13 protein-coding genes and 1 pseudogene are annotated in these 16,339 nt (G+C 68.5%); 5 read left to right on the top strand and 9 right to left on the bottom strand.

The genetic code is table 11. The features are described 5' to 3' along the window. Nucleotides 1-47: 47 nt before the first annotated feature. From PY257_RS15880 to PY257_RS15855, 6 genes are all read right to left on the bottom strand, one after another. A complete protein-coding gene (locus PY257_RS15880; RefSeq protein ID WP_275743578.1) occupies nt 48-1,076 on the bottom strand; it encodes an ABC transporter substrate-binding protein in 1,029 nt (342 codons plus the stop codon). A gap of 266 nt (nt 1,077-1,342) precedes the next feature. Then, complete coding sequence (locus tag PY257_RS15875) at nt 1,343-3,628, bottom strand: NADP-dependent malic enzyme (protein ID WP_275743576.1); 2,286 nt, start codon at nt 3,626-3,628, stop codon at nt 1,343-1,345. Between the two features lie 218 nt (nt 3,629-3,846). Further along, entirely contained in the window at nt 3,847-5,085 is a 1,239-nt protein-coding gene (locus PY257_RS15870; protein ID WP_275743573.1) for a M20 family metallopeptidase, read from the bottom strand. A 97-nt stretch (nt 5,086-5,182) separates the two neighbouring features. Next, nucleotides 5,183-7,048, bottom strand: coding sequence for a 2-oxo-4-hydroxy-4-carboxy-5-ureidoimidazoline decarboxylase (uraD, locus tag PY257_RS15865; RefSeq protein ID WP_275743571.1), 1,866 nt, complete (start codon nt 7,046-7,048; stop codon nt 5,183-5,185). Nucleotide 7,049: 1 nt separating this feature from the next. Further along, nucleotides 7,050-8,027, bottom strand: coding sequence for an allantoinase PuuE (puuE, locus tag PY257_RS15860; RefSeq protein WP_275743569.1), 978 nt, complete (start codon nt 8,025-8,027; stop codon nt 7,050-7,052). Next, nucleotides 8,024-8,704: a GntR family transcriptional regulator gene (locus tag PY257_RS15855; protein WP_275743567.1), complete on the bottom strand. Its 681-nt coding sequence runs from the start codon at nt 8,702-8,704 to the stop codon at nt 8,024-8,026. Before PY257_RS15855 ends, puuE begins: the two co-directional genes overlap by 4 nt. A gap of 130 nt (nt 8,705-8,834) precedes the next feature. Here PY257_RS15855 and uraH point away from each other — a divergent pair, with 130 nt between their 5' ends. After that, complete coding sequence (gene uraH, locus PY257_RS15850; RefSeq protein ID WP_275743564.1) at nt 8,835-9,188, top strand: hydroxyisourate hydrolase; 354 nt, start codon at nt 8,835-8,837, stop codon at nt 9,186-9,188. Between the two features lie 8 nt (nt 9,189-9,196). Here the strand turns inward: uraH and PY257_RS15845 are convergent, their stop codons facing one another. After that, entirely contained in the window at nt 9,197-9,628 is a 432-nt protein-coding gene (locus tag PY257_RS15845; RefSeq protein ID WP_275743615.1) for a hypothetical protein, read from the bottom strand. Between the two features lie 200 nt (nt 9,629-9,828). Between PY257_RS15845 and xdhC the strand changes: the two genes are divergently transcribed. The 4 genes from xdhC (at nt 9,829) to PY257_RS15825 (ending at nt 13,005) form a co-directional block, all read left to right on the top strand. Continuing rightward, on the top strand, nt 9,829-10,647 hold the full coding sequence (gene xdhC / locus PY257_RS15840; protein WP_275743562.1) for a xanthine dehydrogenase accessory protein XdhC: 819 nt from the start codon (nt 9,829-9,831) through the stop codon (nt 10,645-10,647). A gap of 211 nt (nt 10,648-10,858) precedes the next feature. Then, entirely contained in the window at nt 10,859-12,079 is a 1,221-nt protein-coding gene (locus tag PY257_RS15835) for a urate hydroxylase PuuD (protein ID WP_275743560.1), read from the top strand. An 8-nt stretch (nt 12,080-12,087) separates the two neighbouring features. Beyond that, the gene (locus PY257_RS15830; RefSeq protein WP_419095731.1) at nt 12,088-12,573 is read left to right on the top strand and encodes an amidohydrolase family protein; all 486 of its coding nucleotides are present in this window, start codon (nt 12,088-12,090) and stop codon (nt 12,571-12,573) included. 69 nt (nt 12,574-12,642) lie between these two features. Further along, nucleotides 12,643-13,005: an amidohydrolase family protein gene (locus tag PY257_RS15825; protein WP_419095730.1), complete on the top strand. Its 363-nt coding sequence runs from the start codon at nt 12,643-12,645 to the stop codon at nt 13,003-13,005. A 282-nt stretch (nt 13,006-13,287) separates the two neighbouring features. On the opposite strand, the gene PY257_RS15820 is transcribed toward PY257_RS15825, so the two are convergent. Then, nucleotides 13,288-15,159: a GGDEF domain-containing protein gene (locus tag PY257_RS15820; protein WP_275743558.1), complete on the bottom strand. Its 1,872-nt coding sequence runs from the start codon at nt 15,157-15,159 to the stop codon at nt 13,288-13,290. A 190-nt stretch (nt 15,160-15,349) separates the two neighbouring features. Then, nucleotides 15,350-16,273, bottom strand: a pseudogene (locus tag PY257_RS15815) (porin); the annotation flags it as partial. Between the last annotated feature and the right edge of the window lie 66 nt (nt 16,274-16,339).

The following is a 16,339-nucleotide window of genomic DNA, read 5'->3' as shown; positions in this document are numbered from 1 at the left end:
TCGTCGGCGCGGGCAGGGGTGGGTTCTCATGCTGCGCGGGGGCAGCCTTATTTCCTGGGCAGGATGTTCAGCTCGGCCTTGGCCGGCAGGAACGCGCCGTTCCAGACCGTCTCGGGGTTCACGCGGGTCTTGGTGTTGAACGTGTCGGACACCTGCGAGGCCATCAGCGACAGGCGCCCCGGCACCACCTGGCCGAAGCCCTCGGTGCGCGCGTCGGGGCTGTTGATCACGGTGTCGATGGCGAGTTTCAGCCGGCGCGTTTCGAGGTCGGTGTTGACGATGCCGTCGCGCTCCTTCACATAGGCGATCGCGGCACCCGGGTTGGCGATCACGTCCTTTGCGCCCTTCGTGAAGGCTTGCAGGAACGCTTTCACGGCGGCAGGGTTTTCCTTGATCAGCTTGGGGCTGGCGATGATCGCGTTGCCGTACAGCTTCACGCCGTAGTCGGGGTACTGCAGTACCACCACGTCGCTGGCCTTGGCGCCGCGCGCCTCCAGGTTGAGCAGCGAGGTGAAGGTGAAGCCGGTGATGGCGTCCACATCGCCGCGCATGAGCATGGTTTCGCGCAGCGGCGGGTCCATGGCGGTCCACTGCACGGCGCCAATGCCGTTGGCCTTGGCGAAGATCGGGAACGCGCGGCGACCCGCATCGAACACTGGCGCGCCGAGCTTCTTGCCGGCCAGGTCGGCGGGCTTGGCGATGCCGCTTTTCTTGAGCGCCATCACGGAGGCGGGCGTGTTGTTGTAGACCATCATCACCGCCACCGGCTTGTTCGGCGCGTCGGGATTGTTGGCCTGGAACTCCATCAGCGCGGCCAGGTCGGCAAAGCCCATGTCGTAGCTGCCCGAGGCCACGCGCTGCACCGCGCCGCCCGAGCCGTTGCCGGCATCCACCGTCACGTCCAGCCCGGCATCCTTGAAATAGCCCTTGGCGACGGGCAGCAGGAACAGGGCCGCAGGGCCCTCGAAACGCCAGTCGAGCTGGAACTTGATGGAAGTGGTCTGCGCCTGCGCCGCCGTGAAGGCGCAGGCGGCGGCCAGGAACACGGCGGATTGCAGAAAGGCACGCTTTTTCATGGGTACTCCTGTCGAAATGAATGCGAACGCGATGACGTTTGTATACAAAGCAAGAAAGGTGCCCGAGGCGCGCGGCTGCGCGCTTGTTGCAGTTTTCCGGGTCGCGCGGGGAGCCCTTGTCCTTTCCCCTTCCCTATAGGGGCGCAATCGGGGTGCTTGGAAAGGACGGCGATCACCGGGGTGCATGGTCGGTCGTCATGCATCGAGTATCGTGGTTGCGCCCCGTGCCGCATGGCTCTATCGCAGCCGTCCGGCGCGCATTCAAGTTATTGCGCGTTCGCCGCCGCCAGCGCCGTCATGTTGACTACGCGGCGCATCGTGGCCGAGGGCGTGAGGATGTGCGCCGACGCGGCGGCGCCCAGCAGGATGGGGCCGATGGTCACGCCGTGGCCGCTGGTGGTCTTGAGCACGTTGAACAGGATGTTGGCCGCGTCCAGGTTGGGGCAGATCAGCACGTTGGCTGCGCCGTTCAGCGTGCTTTGCGGCAGGGCGGCCTGGCGCACGCTTTCGGACAGCGCGGCGTCGCCGTGCAGCTCGCCGTCGCACTCCACATCCGGCGCCATCCGCGCGAACAGGTCTCGCGCCAGCCGCATCTTGCGCGCCGAGGGGCGCTCCGACGAGCCATAGTTCGAATGCGAGAGGAAGGCCACCTTCGGCGGCAGGCCGAAGCGGCGCACCTCGTCGGCGGCCATCTGGGCGATGGCCGCCAGTTGCTCGGCATCGGGCTCCTCGTTCACGTAGGTGTCGGCGATGAACAGCGTGTGCTGCTCCAGCATCAGCGCGTTGAGCGCGGCGAAGCCCGGCGCGCCTTTCTTCAGCCCGATGATGTTGCGGATGTGCTCCAGGTGGTGGTCGTAGCGGCCCACCAGCCCGCACAGCAGCGCGTCGGCGTCGCCCAGTTGCACCATGAGCGAGCCGATCAGCGTGTTGGAGCGGCGCACCGCGGCCTTGGCCGCTTCGGGCGTGATGCCGCTGCGGCCCATGCGGTGGTGGTACGCCTCCCAGTACTGGCGGAAGCGCGGGTCGTCCTCGGGGTCGACGATCTCGATGTCCTTGCCGGGCACCAGGCGCAGCCCGGCCTTGGTGATGCGCGTGGCGATCACCGCCGGGCGGCCGATCAGGATGGGCTTGGCCAGGCCGTCATCGACCGCCAACTGGGCCGCGCGCAGCACGCGCTCGTCCTCGCCCTCGGCGTAGGCCACGCGCTGGAGGCTGGCCTTGGCCGCGTTGAACACGGGGCGCATGAACATGCCGGTCTGGTAGACGAAGCGGGTGAGGCTCTCGCGGTAGGCCGCGTAGTCGGCGATGGGGCGCGTGGCCACGCCCGACGCCTCGGCGGCGCGGGCCACGGCGGGCGCGATGCGCAGGATCAGCCGGGCGTCGAACGGCGTGGGGATCAGGTAGTCGGGGCCGAAAGCCAGCTCCTTGCCGGGGTAGGCGGCGGCCACTTCGTCGCTGGTCTCGGCCTTGGCGAGTTCGGCGATCTCGCGCACGCAGGCGAGCTTCATTTCCTCGGTGATCTTGGTCGCGCCGCAGTCGAGCGCGCCGCGGAAGATGTAGGGGAAGCACAGGACGTTGTTGACCTGGTTCGGGTAGTCGCTGCGGCCCGTGGCGATGATGCAGTCGGGCCGCACGGCCTTCGCCAGCTCGGGGCGGATCTCGGGCTCGGGGTTGGCCAGCGCCAGGATGATGGGCTTGTCGGCCATGGTCTTGACCATCTCGGCGCTCAGCACGTCGGGGGCCGAGCAGCCCAGGAACACGTCGGCGCCGCGCACTACGTCGGCCAGCGTGCGTGCCTCGGTGTTCTGCACGTAGCGCTGCTTGGAGGCGTCGAGCTTGCCGGGGCGGCCTTCGTGGATCACGCCCTTGGAGTCGCACATGTAGACGTTCTCGCGCGCGACGCCCAGGCCCACCATCACGTCCACGCAGGCGATGGCCGCCGCGCCGGCGCCGGAGACGGCGACCTTCACCGCGCCGATCTGCTTGCCCACCAGTTCCAGCCCGTTGAGCAGCGCGGCGCTGGAGATGATGGCCGTGCCGTGCTGGTCGTCGTGGAACACGGGGATATTCATGCGCTCGCGCAGCTTCTTCTCGATGTAGAAGCACTCGGGCGCCTTGATGTCTTCCAGGTTGATGCCGCCCAGCGTGGGTTCCAGCGCGGCGATGATGTCCACCAGCTTGTCGGGGTCGCGCTCGGCCAACTCGATGTCGAACACATCCACGCCCGCGAACTTCTTGAACAGGCAGCCCTTGCCCTCCATTACCGGCTTGCCGGCCAGCGGGCCGATGTCGCCCAGGCCCAGCACTGCGGTGCCGTTGGTGACCACGCCCACGAGGTTGCCGCGCGAGGTGTATTCGGCCGCCAGCGCGGGGTCGGCCTGGATGTCCAGGCACGGATAAGCCACGCCGGGTGAATAGGCCAGCGACAGGTCGCGCTGGTTTAACAGCGGCTTGGTCGGCGTGACCGAAATCTTGCCCCGGCTGGGCGAGCGGTGGTATTCACGCGCCGCGTCGCGCAGCAGTTGCTCGGCGGCGGAAAGTTCGGTGGACATGGAAAAAAGCTCCTCGGGATCTTATGGGCTGGCGCCCTGCAGGTGGGCGCGCGATGGGCGATGGCTTACGCTTGGGTGGCGCGCGGCGTAGGCAAGTTTGCTATGGTTTAAGTAGCTGGCTGCGCAGGTATTGCGCCGGTTTCAGAGCTATTCTTGCTTGAAACCATTGTTTTGATTGCGGTGGCAGCTCCTGAATCGATAGCGCTGGCAAGCAAGGCTCAGGCCAGCAGGTCGCGCAGCGTGCGCGCTATGACCTGGGTGGCGCGGCGCAGGTCCTGCAGGTCCAGCCGCTCGTCGGCGCGCTTGGCGTGCGATTCGAGCACGGTGCGCGGGCCCGCGCCGTAGATCACGCCGGGGATGCCGTGCTCGGCGTACAGCCGCACGTCGGTGTAGAGCGGCGTGCCCATCGCGGGGATGGGTTGGCCGAACAGCGCCTGGCCGTGCTGCTGGATCGCCGCGACCAGCGGCGCGTTGCCGGGCAGCGGCTGCATGGCGCGGGCCAGCAGCAGGCGGCGCATCTCCACCGTGACGCCGGGGCATTCCGCGGCGGCCTGTCCGATCACGCGGCGGATCGCGGCCTCGACCTCCACCGGGTTCTCCTCGGGGATCATGCGGCGGTCGAGCCGCAGCACGACCTTGCCGGGCACCACGTTGGTGTTGGTGCCGCCCTCGATGCGCCCCACGTTGAGGTACGGGTGCGTGATGCCGGGCACCGACGAGGTGACGCTCTCGTACAGCGCGTTCTGCGCGTACAGCGCGTCTAGGATGCGCACCGCGCCCTGCAGCGCGTCCACCCCGGTGTGCGGCACGGCGGCGTGCGCCATCTTGCCGTGCACCGTCACCTCCATCTGCAGGCAGCCGTTATGCGCGGTCACCACCTCGTAGCTGAAGCCCGCGGCGATCATCAGGTCGGGCTTCGTCAGACCGTTCTTCAGCAGCCAGCCGGGGCCGAGTTCGCCGCCGAATTCCTCGTCGTAGGTGAAGTGCAACTCCACCGCGCCCTGCCGCGGCGGTGCGGCCAGCGCCTCCAGCGCGCGCACCGCGAAGGTGAAGGTGGAGAAGTCGCTCTTGCTCACCGCCGTGGCGCGGCCGTACATCCTGCCGTCCACGATCTCGGCGCCGTACGGGTCGTGCGCCCAGCCCTCGCCGGGCGGCACCACGTCGCCGTGGGCGTTGAGCGCGATGGTACGGCCGCCTTCGCCGTAGCGCCGGCGCACGATCAGGTTGGTGATCGACTCCATGCCGTAGGCGCGCACTTCCTCCTCGGGCACGGGGTGGCGCTCGGCGGCGAAGCCGAAGGACTGCAGCAGTTCGGCGGTGCGCTCGGCATGCGGCGCGTTGTTGCCGGGCGGCGTGTCGGTGGGCACGCGCACCAGCGCCTGCAGGAAGCGCACCTGCTCGTCGAAGTGCGCGTCGATCCAGGCGTCGAGCGCGGCGTAGTCTTGCGGGAGGGTCATGAAGAAGGGTTGATGGGACTTGGCGCAGATATGCTGCATCGGACGGCCGGGGCTCGTGCGGGCGACAGAGGCTGCATTCTTTTGCGCAAGTCGTGGGTCAGAGGGAATCGAAGGATGCCGCAAGCCCTTGCAGCAGGTGCTGGAAGGCCTCCACGGCGAGCTGCATGTCGTCGCTCGTGGTGCTCTCCAGCGGGTTGTGGCTGATGCCGGCGTTCTCGCCGCGCACGAACAGCATGGCCTGCGGCAGGATGTCGTGCAGCTTCATCGCGTCGTGGCCCGCGCCGCTGGGCATGCGGTGCGCGGGCACGCCCAGCGCCTCCACGGCCTGCTCCCAGCGCCATTGCCACTGCGGCGCGCTGGGCGCGGCGGCGGCGCGCATGGTTTCTTCCAGGCTGAAGCGCACGCCGCGCCGCGCGGCGATGGTGGCCGCCGCGGCCTGCACGTCGGCCACCAGCGCGTCGCGCTGCGCGTCGGTGGGCGCGCGCAGGTCCAGGCTGAACTGGCAGTGCCCAGGCACCACGTTGATGGAGCCGCCGGGCACCTGCAGCATGCCCACGGTGCCCACCGAATCGCCGTCCTGCGCGGCGCGGCGCTCCACGTAGAGCAGCAACTCGGCCACGGCGGCGGCGGCGTCGCGGCGGCGGTCCATGGGGGTGGTGCCGGCGTGGCTGGCCATGCCGGCGGCTTCGCCCACGTAGCGCACGCTGCCGTTGATCGAGGTGACGACGCCCAGTGGCAGGTTCAGTTCGTTCAGCACCGGCCCCTGCTCTATGTGCACCTCGACGAAGCCCAGGTAGTCGGCCGCATCGCGGCGCAGCGCGGGGATGTCCTCGATGCGCAGGCCGGCGTGGCGCATGGCCTCGCGCATCGGGATGCCGTCGGCATCCTTCTGATCCAGCCAGTCGGCGTGGAAGTCGCCCGTCAGCGCGCCCGAGCCCAGGAAGGTGGCCTTGTAGCGCTGCCCTTCCTCTTCGGCGAACGCCACGATCTCGATGCCGAAGGGCAGTCGCCGGCCGGCGCGGTGCAGTTCGCGCACGCAGGCCAGCGGCACGAAGATGCCCAGGCGCCCGTCGTACTTGCCGCCGTTGCGCACCGTGTCGTAGTGCGATCCGGTCAGCAGGTAGCGCGCCCCCACGCGCGGCACTTCGAGTCCATCGCTGCCTCCCGTGGTGGCCGTGCCTTGCTCGGGGCGGCCCGTCGCTGCGGCGCACGCCCCCGGCGTGGCGGGGCAGTAGCGGCCCACCACGTTGCCTACGGCGTCGATGGCCACTTCATCGCAGCCGCTCTCGCGCATCCATTGCGCGATCTGCGCGGCGCAGGCGCGGTGCGCATCGGTCAGGTAGGTGACGGTGAGCTGGCCTTTCTCGGCGAAGCCCGGGTCGCTGTGCGCGGCCAACTGCTCCTGCCAGTCCCACACGAGGTTGCCGAGCGCGGGCTCCATGCCGAACTTGTCGTTCAGGCGGATCTCGGCGATGCGGTGGATGTTGCGCAGCGCCTCGGCGCGCTCGAAGTCGGGGTGGTTGTCCTGCCGCCGCGCGAAGGCGTCGATGATCTGCGCGCGCGTCAGGCCCGTGCCACGCGGCCCGCGCACGGCCAGGATGAACGGGAAGCCGAAGCGTGCGTTGTAGTCGGCGTTGAGCTGCTGGATGCGCGCGAACTCCGCGGGCGTGCAGTCGGCCAGGCCCGCCTTGCCCTGCTCGTGCGCCGATTCTGCGGTGAGCGCCTTGCCGACCATGGCCTTGCCGGCCAGTTCGGGGTGGGCGCGGATCAGCGCGAGCTGCTGGTCCCGCCCGCCGCGCTCGACCGCCTGCGCCATCGCGTGCTTCAAATGCGCCAGCGTGCGGAAGGGGCGCTGCGCCAGCGCCTGCTCGGCGACCCAAGGCGAATGCTCGTACACGCCGTCGAGCAGGCGGGTGGCCTGCGCGAACGAGGCCGTGTTGAGCTGGGCGAGCGTGAGGGTCATGTCAGTCTTTGGCGAAGCCGGGGAACGGGTGCGTATTCTTCCAGTGCCGCGCTATGTCGATGCGCCGGCACACCCACACGCGGTCGAAGCCCGCGATGTAGTCCAGGAAGCGCTGCAGCGCCACGATGCGCCCGGGGCGGCCCAGCAGGCGGCAGTGCATGCCGATGCTCAGCATCTTCGGGCTGTCGGCGCCCTCGGCGTAAAGGGCGTCGAAGCTGTCCTTCATGTACTGGAAGAACGGCTCGGCGTGCGAATAGCCCTGCGGCAGCGCGAAGCGCATGTCGTTGCAGTCCAGCGTGTAGGGCACGATGAGCTGCGGCGCCACGCTGCCGTCGCTGCGGCGCACTGCCATCCAGAACGGCAGGTCGTCGCCGTAGTAGTCGCTGTCGTATTCCAGACGCCCGTCGTCGGCCACCAGACGGCGCGTGCGCGGGCTGTCGCGGCCCGTGTACCAGCCGCGGCCATGGATGTGGCCCTGCGGACCGGGGCGCACGCCGGTGAGCCGCTCGATCGCGTCGAGCGCCAGGGCCATGTGGGCGCGCTCGGTGCCCTCGTCCACGCTCTGGTAGTGGATCCAGCGCCAGCCGTGGCAGGCGATCTCGTGCCCCAGCTCGACGAACGCGGCGGCCACCTCGGGCGTGCGCTCGAGCGCCATGCCGACGCCGAACACCGTGAGCGGTAGCCGCCGGCGCTCGAACTCGCGCAGGATGCGCCACACGCCCGCGCGGGAGCCGTATTCGTAGATGCCCTCCATGCTCATGTGCCGGTCGGGGTAGCTGGCCGGGTTGAACATCTCGGAGAGGAACTGCTCGGAGCCCGCGTCGCCGTGCAGCGTGGCGTTCTCGCTGCCTTCCTCGTAGTTCAGCACGAACTGCACCGCCACGCGCGCGTTGCCGGGCCATTGCGCCTGCGGCGGGTTGCGCCCGTAGCCGGCCAGGTCGCGCGGGTAGGGCAGGGTGGAATCGTAATAAGCCGTCATGGAGAGGTGGCCGCCAGGGCCAGTGATACATCCTGGGGGGGCAAGGTCTTGTGCTCGATGGCGAGGTTGGCCTCGACATTCAGCAGGTGCTCATGCATGAGCCGTGCCGCGGCCTCGCCGTCGCCGCGCGCGAGCGCCTGCACGATCACCTCGTGCTCCTCGTGCGAATGCGTGGCCGCGCTCGACGACTGGTACATCAGCGTGATGAGCGCGCAGCGCGAGATCAGATCGCCCAGCAGTTGCGCGAGCACCTCGTTGCCCATCAACTCCGCCATGCGCACGTGGAAGTCGCCCAGCAGCTCGGTGCGCCCGCTCACGTCGCCGCGCTGCACGGCGGCCTTTTCGCGCGCCACGTGCTCGCGCAGGCTGCGCAGGTGCGCGGGCTGCGCGGTGCGCGCGAAGGCGCGGGCCATTTCGGATTCGAGCATGCGGCGCACGGCGAACACCTGCCGCGCCTCCTCGATCGACGGCGAGGCCACGAAGGCGCCACGCGAGGGCTCCATGGTGATCAGCCGGTTGTGCGACAACTGGAACAGCGCCTGGCGCACCAGCGTGCGCGACACGCCGAAATGGTCGGCCAGCTTCTGCTCGGCGAGTTTGGTGCCCGGGTGGAGACGGTGTTCCACGATGGCCCGCGTGAGCGCATCGACAATGGCAGCGGTAGTGGAGGATTCCATTGGCCGATGATAGTGAGTGTGCGGGGCGCGCGAAGTGTATACACTTTTGCCGGGGCGTACAAACCCGCATGGGGTGGCGGCTGGCCGTGCCGGCGCCGCCATGGCACGTTTTTTTTTAGGGAGGTGGCCCATGGGCCTGAGCACGCACGTACTGGACACCATGCACGGCTGCCCGGCGACGGGCATGGCCGTCGCGCTGTATGCGGTGGACGATGACGGGAGCGCCGCGCTGGTCAGGCGCTTCGCGCTCAACCGCGACGGCCGCCCCGACGCACCGCTGTATGCCGACGGCGCCTTGCGCCGCGGCCGCTACCGCCTGAGCTTCGACGTGGCGGGCTACTTCCGTGCACGCGGCGTGGCGCTGCCCGAGCCCAACTTCCTCGGCGAAGTCAGTCTGGACTTCGGCGTGGCCGATCCCGCGCAGCACTACCACGTGCCGCTGCTGGTGAGTCCGTGGAGCTATTCCACCTACCGCGGCTCCTGAGCCGCCCGCTATTGCTGCCCTTCGGTGAGGGTATCGAGTTGGAACGTCCCGCTCTTGTCCCACAGCCACGTGTCGGTGTAGACCACGCGCTCCATGCGCGCCGGCGCGGGGAAGGGTGCGGCGGCGCGCACGGTGCGCTCGATCTCGGCCACCACTTCGGGCGCGTGGCGCGGCGCGCGCATCCACTCCAGCTTCGTGACCTGGCCGCGCTGGTTGATCGAGACCTGCAGCGTGCCGACGGCGTAGAGCAGCGGCGGCAGCTTGCCCTTGTAGATGCGCTGTGCGTTCAGGCCGTAGAGATGCGTGGCCGCGTCCTGCCTGTAGGCGCGCGGCGTGGGCGCGGCGGAGATGCGCGCCGAACCCCGGCTGCCCGGCACCGGCCCCGCCACGCCCGGCGGCTGAACGGCCGGTGGCGCGGGCTGCTGCTGTGGCGGCGGCATGGAGCAGCCCGCCAGCAGGGCTGCGAGCAAAACGGCGGCGGCCAAGGCCGCAGGAAAACCGGGGACGGCCAAGGCCGCAGGAAAACCGGCGACGGCCAAGGCCGTCGCGTGCCGGCGGTGCGGGGGAGCGGGCGGGCTCGTCGGTGTGCGGAGCGTCATGGCGGCGTGGTCCTCCTGCCGGCACGCGGGATGCCAGCCCCATGAGCATACTGGACCGCTTTCTGGATCGGCTGGCCGGCGAACGCGCCGTGCTGGTGTCGGTGGACGCCACGCAGGGCTCGGCCCCGCGTGGCGCGGGCGCGTGGATGGCGGTGTTCGGGCGCGGCGCGGCGGGCACCATCGGCGGCGGCCAGCTCGAATACCAGGCCGAGGCCCAGGCCCGCGCCCTGCTGGCCGGCGGCGCCGTCGCCGCCGAAGTGCGCCGCTACCCCCTCGGCCCCAGCCTGGGCCAGTGCTGCGGCGGCGTGGTGCACCTGCGCTTTACGCCCGTGCGCGCCGCCGACGCGCCGGCCCTGCGCGCGCGGCTGGCGGCACAGCACCCGCCCGTGGCGCTGTTCGGCGGCGGCCACGTGGGCGTCGCACTGGCGGGGCTGCTCGACACGCTGCCCGTGGCTCTGACCTGGATCGACAGCCGCGCAGGCATCTTCCCGCCCGGCGTGGCGGTGCATGCGGCCTGCGAGCATTCCGAACCCGTGCACGCCGCCGTGCCCCTGCTGGCGCCGGGCTCGCGCGTGGTCGTCATGAGCTTCAGCCACGCCGAGGACCTGGACATCGTGGCCGCCTGCCTGCGCCGCCAGCGCGAGCGCGGCGACCTGCCCTACGTCGGCCTGATCGGCAGCCAGACCAAGTGGGCCGCCTTCCGCCACCGGCTGGAGGCGCGCGGCTTCGGGCCCGCCGAGATGGCGCACGTGACCTGCCCCATCGGCGTGCCCGGCATCGCGGGCAAGGAGCCCGAGGTGATCGCCGTGGCTGCGGCGGCACAGTTATTGCAGTCCATGTCGGCATCGGCGGCGCGGTAGTGTTTTGACAGGGCTTGCGCAAACAGAGGGATGCACCAGCCATTGCGTCCAAAGGGCAGGCGTCTTGCCTGAACCCGTTTTGCGTAAGTCGTGTTGTATACACTCTGCGCCCAGGCCGCAGCGGAGCAGGGTTCACATCCAGGTTCGCGGCCCGTGCTGCTCAGAGCGCCCGCGGTGGTGAGCAGGTAGAGAGTTCAACAAGAACACCCCCATGGAAAGCTACCTCCTCGACTGGGCCAACCTGCTGCTGCGCTGGCTGCACGTCATCACCGCCATCGCCTGGGTCGGCTCCTCGTTCTACTTCGTCTTCCTCGACAACAGCCTCACGCCGCCGGTGGACGAGCAACTGCGCAAGGATGGCGCCACCGGCGAGCTGTGGGCCGTGCACGGCGGCGGCTTCTACCATCCGGTGAAGTACGCGGTGTCGCCGCCGCAACTGCCGCCGCACCTGCACTGGTTCTTCTGGGAAAGCTACAGCACCTGGCTGTCGGGCTTCGCGCTGTTCACCGTCTCCTACCTCTGGAACGCAGGCACCTATCTGGTGGACAAGTCGCTCATGGACTGGTCGCCGGGCGCGGCGGTTGGCGTGGCGCTGTCGTTCCTCATCGTGTTCTGGATGCTCTACGACGGCATCTGCCAGATCTTCGGGCGCCGGAAGAATGGCGACGCCATCGTCGGCGCGCTCGTGCTGGTGCTGGTCTGCGTGGCCGCCTGGCTGGCCTGTCACTGGTTCGCGGGCCGCGCGGCCTTCCTGCTCATGGGCGCGATGATCGCCACCAGCATGAGCGCCAACGTGCTGTTCTGGATCATCCCGGGCCAGCGCAAGGTCGTGGCCGCCATCAAGGCCGGCCAGCCCGTGGACCCGGTTCACGGCTGGCGCGGCAAGCAGCGCAGCGTGCACAACACCTACTTCACGCTGCCCGTGGTGTTCGCCATGCTGAGCAACCACTATGGCTTTACCTACGGCAGTCCGCACAACTGGCTGATCCTCGTCCTCATGATGTTCGCGGGTGCGGCCATCCGCCAGTTCTTCGTGCTGCGGCACGGCTACAAGCTGGGGCGCAACCGCCATCCGTGGCCGTATGCGCTGGTGGGCGTGGCCGTCATCGCGGGGCTGGTCGCGTGGCTCAGGCCCACGCCTTATGCTATTAATTCAGTAGCTGCTACCGCAGTAAATACGGGCGCTGCAGCCGTTTCCTATATCCAGGTGCAGAAGGTGCTCGAAACGCGCTGCTACATGTGCCACGGCCCGGCCATGCAGATGAAGAACGTGCGCTTGGACAACCCCGAGGCCGTCAAGCAGCACGCCCAGGCGCTGTACCAGCAGGCCGTGGTCATGAAGGCCATGCCGCTCAACAACGCGACCGGCATCACCGACGACGAGCGCGCCTTGCTGGGGCGCTGGTTCCAGGCCGGCGCGAAGGTCGAATAGCCCGGGCCATGGCCACGCTGCTGCTCCGCGATGCGCAGTGCGTTGCCACCATGGATGGCGAGCGGCGCGAACTGCGCGGCGCCTCCATCTTCATCCGCGGCCACCGCGTCGAGGCCATCGGCCCCGCCGCCGAACTGCCGCAGGCCGCCGACGCGGTGATCGACGCGCGCGGCCACCTCGTCGTGCCGGGGCTGGTCAACACGCACCACCACATGTACCAGTCGCTCACGCGCGCCGTACCTGGCGTGCAGGACGCCGAGCTGTTCGCCTGGCTGCAGGGGCTGTACCCGGTCTGGGCCGGCCTCACGCCCGAGATGGTGCGCGTCTCCACCCAGGTGGCGATGGCCGAGCTGCTGCTCTCGGGCTGCACCACCAGCAGCGACCACCTCTACATCTACCCCAACGGCGTGCGGCTGGTGCAGTGTTCGATGCTTGGCGGCATCAATAAAAGCGATGCGTTTTGGCGCAGGGCAAGGCGCAAACCACAGCGATAGCCGTAGCTATCGCGAGGATTTGCAACGCCGCCATGCGTCAAAAGGCGCGGTTTTATGTGCTGCTTAGCGTTGAACACCGCACTAGACGACAGCATCGAGGCCGCTGCCGAAATCGGCATGCGCTTCACCGCCACGCGCGGCGGCACCCAGGTGCTGGGCCGTGCCGACATCGGCCACCTCGCGCCTGGCATGTGCGCCGACCTGGCGTTGTTCGACCTGCGCACGCTGGCCTTTGCGGGCGGCGCCGTGCATGACCCCGTGGGCGCACTGCTGCTGTGCGCCAGCCCGCAGGCGGCGTACACCATCGTCAACGGCCGCGTGGTGGTGCGCGAAGGGCGGCTCGCCACCCTGGAGGTGGAGCCGCTGGTGGAGCGCCACAACGCACTGGCGCTGCAGCTCGCGCAGGCGCGGCGCGGCAGGTTTCTGGGTTGAACCTGGAAACGGCAGTTGGATGCGCCTGCCGGTGCCGTGATCGGGGTGCCAGGCAAGACGCGACGACGCGGCGGGCTTGGTGCCCGCAAGGAGGAGCAACGCCGCATGGCACCCCGAGCGCGGTGCTGGCAGGTGCATAGCGCTCTCACCCACGAGGTGAACCCCATCGAAGCCGTCAACGCTCGATTTCATGCGGCCTGGCAAGGGATACAAAGCGGTCAACTGCCGTTTCCAGGTTGAAGCAAAATCGGCCTCCAGCGCTTGATATGCAAGCGCTTGCAGCTATGCTTTCAATAGCGCTTCGCCGGGCTGGAGCGTCAGGTCGGCGGTGCCGGCTGCGTCTTCGCGCACGAACAGGCCGCTCTGGCTCTGCTTGGCCGCGTGCTTGGCCAGCGCGGCTTCGTTGGCCACTTCCTCGGCGCTGCGGTACTGGCCCCGGTGTATGCGCACCGCGCCGATGGAGACGGTGGTACACGGGAAGAAGCGCACCACGCCATGCCGGTCCTCGGCCTGGATGCCGCCGGCTTGCCGCGCCGTTTCGTCGAACAGCTCCTGCGCCTGCTGCGCGAATTCGCACACCATGGCTTCGCAGCGCCGCTGCCAGTCGTTGCTCTGGAACAGGATGACGAAGTCGTCGCCGCCCACGTGGCCGACGAAGTCGCGTCGCGCGTCGCAGTGGGCCAGGGCCAGCCGCGCCATCAGGCGGATCATCTCGTCGCCGCGCCAGTAGCCGTACTGGTCGTTGAAGGGCTTGAAGTTGTTCAGGTCGGCGTAGCAGGCAACGAATTCCGAGCCGTTGGCCAGCAGGCGCTCGATGTGGATGCTGATCGGGATGTTGCCGGGCAGGAAGGTCAGCGGGTTGGCGTGGCGCGCGGCCTCGATGCGCGCCTCGGTCACCGCGCGCACGAGCTGGTCGCCCGTGCCCAGGCCCACGTAGCGCCCGTTGTCGGTGACGATGAAGCCGTCGCTCAGGTAGCGCTGGTCCTGCGAGGTCAGGATGCCCACCAGCTCGTCCACGTCGTAGTCCAGCTCGACCAGACGCGGCGCGTGGTTGGCATAGGCGATGCAGGGCTTCTTGCCATGCACTTCGCGGAAGTACATGACGGTGTAGTGGTTCATGAACTGCTGTCGGTTGATCAGCGCCACGGGCCGGTCCTTGTCCACCACGGCAACGGCGTGCAGCGTGGGGTGCTGGTGCAGCAGCGCGGCCAGTTCGTTGTTGGTGGTCGTCAGGCCCACGCAGGGCGCCTGGATCACCGAGAGGCTGCGCAGCACGTCGGGGCGCGCGTTGTGCGGCAGTTGCGGCAGCACGGCCACGCGCCGGTCCTGGATGACCGCCAGCGCGGGCGCCTCGATGCGCATGCTCGGCTCGCGTCCAGGGCGACCCAGCAGGAAGCCCTGGCCGTAGCCGATATCCAGGTCGCGCAGCACGCGCAGGTCATCGCGCGTCTCGATGCCCTCGGCCACCAGCGTGGTGCCGAACACGTCGGCGATGCGCTGGATGGCCTGCACCATCTGCAGGCTCTCGCCTTGCTCGCTGATGGCATGGATGAAGTAGCGGTCGATCTTGACGAAGTTGGGCTTCACCTCGGCCCACAGCTTCAGGCTGGAATGGCCGTCGCCGAAGTCGTCGAGCGCCAGCATCGCGCCCGATGCATGCACGGCGTTGATCGCGTCGCGGAACTGCGCCAGGTCGTCGGCGCGTTCGTGCTCGGTCAGCTCCAGCACCAGCTTGCGCGGCAGCATGCCGAAAGCGCGCAGCAGGTCGCCGAACGTACCTGCCTCGCGCTGGCGCGTCGTGATCTGCACCAGAGCGTTGGCGCTGGTGTTGACGAACAGCCGGCCCGGCTGGTCGCTTTTTCCCCATTGCACCAGGGCGGTGAAGATGCAGAACAGCTCGAAGTCGGCCAGCATCTGCTCGCTGCGCGCCATGGCGAGCAATACGCCGGGGGTATGGAACGGGGTGTTCTCGGGGCCGCGGATCAGGGCTTCGTGGGCGAACACGGCGCCTTCGCGCAGGTCCGCCAGCGGCTGGAACACGCAGTACAGCGCGCCTTCGGACATCAGGCGCGCCAGCGGGCCGGAGCCTTGCATGGCAGGGCACAGCGCGGCAATGAGGGCGGACGTGTCGTCCGGCGGTACGAGCCTGTCCATGGCGTGGAATTTGTCTGTCTGGGAAGGTATGGAGGTACGAAGGTACGGCGGGTGCGTGACAGCGCATTGACAGAGCGGGCCGCCGCTGCTTTTGCCGGCGTGATGGAAAAAGCCCCCGCGCCTCGCATGCCCCTCGCAAGAAGGGCGCGCAGTGCGCGGGGGCCGGAGCGAAAGGCAGGCCTTGCGCCGCTCAGAACTTGTGACGGATGCCGATGCCGAAGCTGTTGCCGGTGTTCTGGTTCGTGATCTTGTCGTTCATGAACATCGCGTACACGTCGGTGCGCTTGGACAGGTTGTAGTCGTAGCCCAGGGTGAAGGTCTTGCGGTTCACGTCGGGGGTGGACCAGTCGGTCTTCACCCACTCGGCGATCAGCTTGCCATTGCCCAGCGGTGCCGAGGCGCCCACCTGGTAGGTCTTGCCCTTGGTGGAGACGGTGTCGTCGATCTTCTTTTCGCCATAGCTCAGGTAGGGCTTGACCATGCCGAAGTCGTAGGCGCCCAGCAGCATCCAGTATTTCTGGTTGTTGGCCAGCAGCGTATTCACTGGGTTGGTGATGTCGGCGTTTTCATAAAAACCGGTCAGGGTCAGCGGGCCGCCAAAATAGAAGAAGTTGACGCCCACGTTGTTCTTGCTGGTCTGGCCAGCCTGTTCGCCGAACTGGTACTGCAGGTTGGCCTTGAAGCCGCCGATGTCTGGCGTGGAGTACACGATCTGGTTGCTCCAGCCCGTGTCGGCGGGGGTCATGGAACGTCAGCCCGTGCCGTTGAACAGCGGCACGTTCATGTGCAGGATCAGCGGAGAGAAGGTGAATGAGTCGCCCAGCGGGTTGCCGATAACGGACGGCAGGAAGTTGGGCGCCATCCAGCGGCCCAGCAGCACGGCGCCAAAGTCGCCCGAGAGGCTGACGTTGGCGTCGCGCGAGAAGAAGGTGTCGCCCGGGAAGCGGCCCTGGGTGCCGTCGTCGGCCTGGATGAACGATGTCAGCGCGAAATTGGCCTTGAGGCCGCCGCCCAGGTCTTCCGAGCCCTTGAAGCCGAACCAGGAAGTGGTCATGCCCCCGCTGTTGACGACGGTCTTGCGCCCAGCGTCGCCGGCGTTCTTCATGGAGCCTACTAGTCAGTCACCATGAATCGATAGGATAATTGGCCCACAAGTTGCAGACAGAGTTGCATTGCCACC

It is taken from the genome of Curvibacter soli, assembly GCF_029211125.1.
GTDB lineage: Bacteria > Pseudomonadota > Gammaproteobacteria > Burkholderiales > Burkholderiaceae_C > Curvibacter_A > Curvibacter_A soli.
This window is presented reverse-complemented; position numbering and strand designations above follow the sequence as displayed.

Excerpts from the sequence above, each read along its gene's own strand:
- PY257_RS15835 (WP_275743560.1), top strand. The coding sequence starts at position 10,859 with ATGGAAAGCTACCTCCTCGACTGGGCCAACCTGCTGCTGCGCTGGCTG.
- xdhC (WP_275743562.1), top strand. The coding sequence starts at position 9,829 with ATGAGCATACTGGACCGCTTTCTGGATCGGCTGGCCGGCGAACGCGCC.
- PY257_RS15845 (WP_275743615.1), bottom strand. The coding sequence starts at position 9,628 with ATGCCGCCGCCACAGCAGCAGCCCGCGCCACCGGCCGTTCAGCCGCCG.
- puuE (WP_275743569.1), bottom strand. The coding sequence starts at position 8,027 with ATGACGGCTTATTACGATTCCACCCTGCCCTACCCGCGCGACCTGGCC.
- PY257_RS15855 (WP_275743567.1), bottom strand. The coding sequence starts at position 8,704 with ATGGAATCCTCCACTACCGCTGCCATTGTCGATGCGCTCACGCGGGCC.
- uraH (WP_275743564.1), top strand. The coding sequence starts at position 8,835 with ATGGGCCTGAGCACGCACGTACTGGACACCATGCACGGCTGCCCGGCG.
- PY257_RS15870 (WP_275743573.1), bottom strand. The coding sequence starts at position 5,085 with ATGACCCTCCCGCAAGACTACGCCGCGCTCGACGCCTGGATCGACGCG.
- PY257_RS15820 (WP_275743558.1), bottom strand. The coding sequence starts at position 15,159 with ATGGACAGGCTCGTACCGCCGGACGACACGTCCGCCCTCATTGCCGCG.
- uraD (WP_275743571.1), bottom strand. The coding sequence starts at position 7,048 with ATGACCCTCACGCTCGCCCAGCTCAACACGGCCTCGTTCGCGCAGGCC.
- PY257_RS15875 (WP_275743576.1), bottom strand. The coding sequence starts at position 3,628 with ATGTCCACCGAACTTTCCGCCGCCGAGCAACTGCTGCGCGACGCGGCG.
- PY257_RS15830 (WP_419095731.1), top strand. The coding sequence starts at position 12,088 with ATGGCCACGCTGCTGCTCCGCGATGCGCAGTGCGTTGCCACCATGGAT.
- PY257_RS15880 (WP_275743578.1), bottom strand. The coding sequence starts at position 1,076 with ATGAAAAAGCGTGCCTTTCTGCAATCCGCCGTGTTCCTGGCCGCCGCC.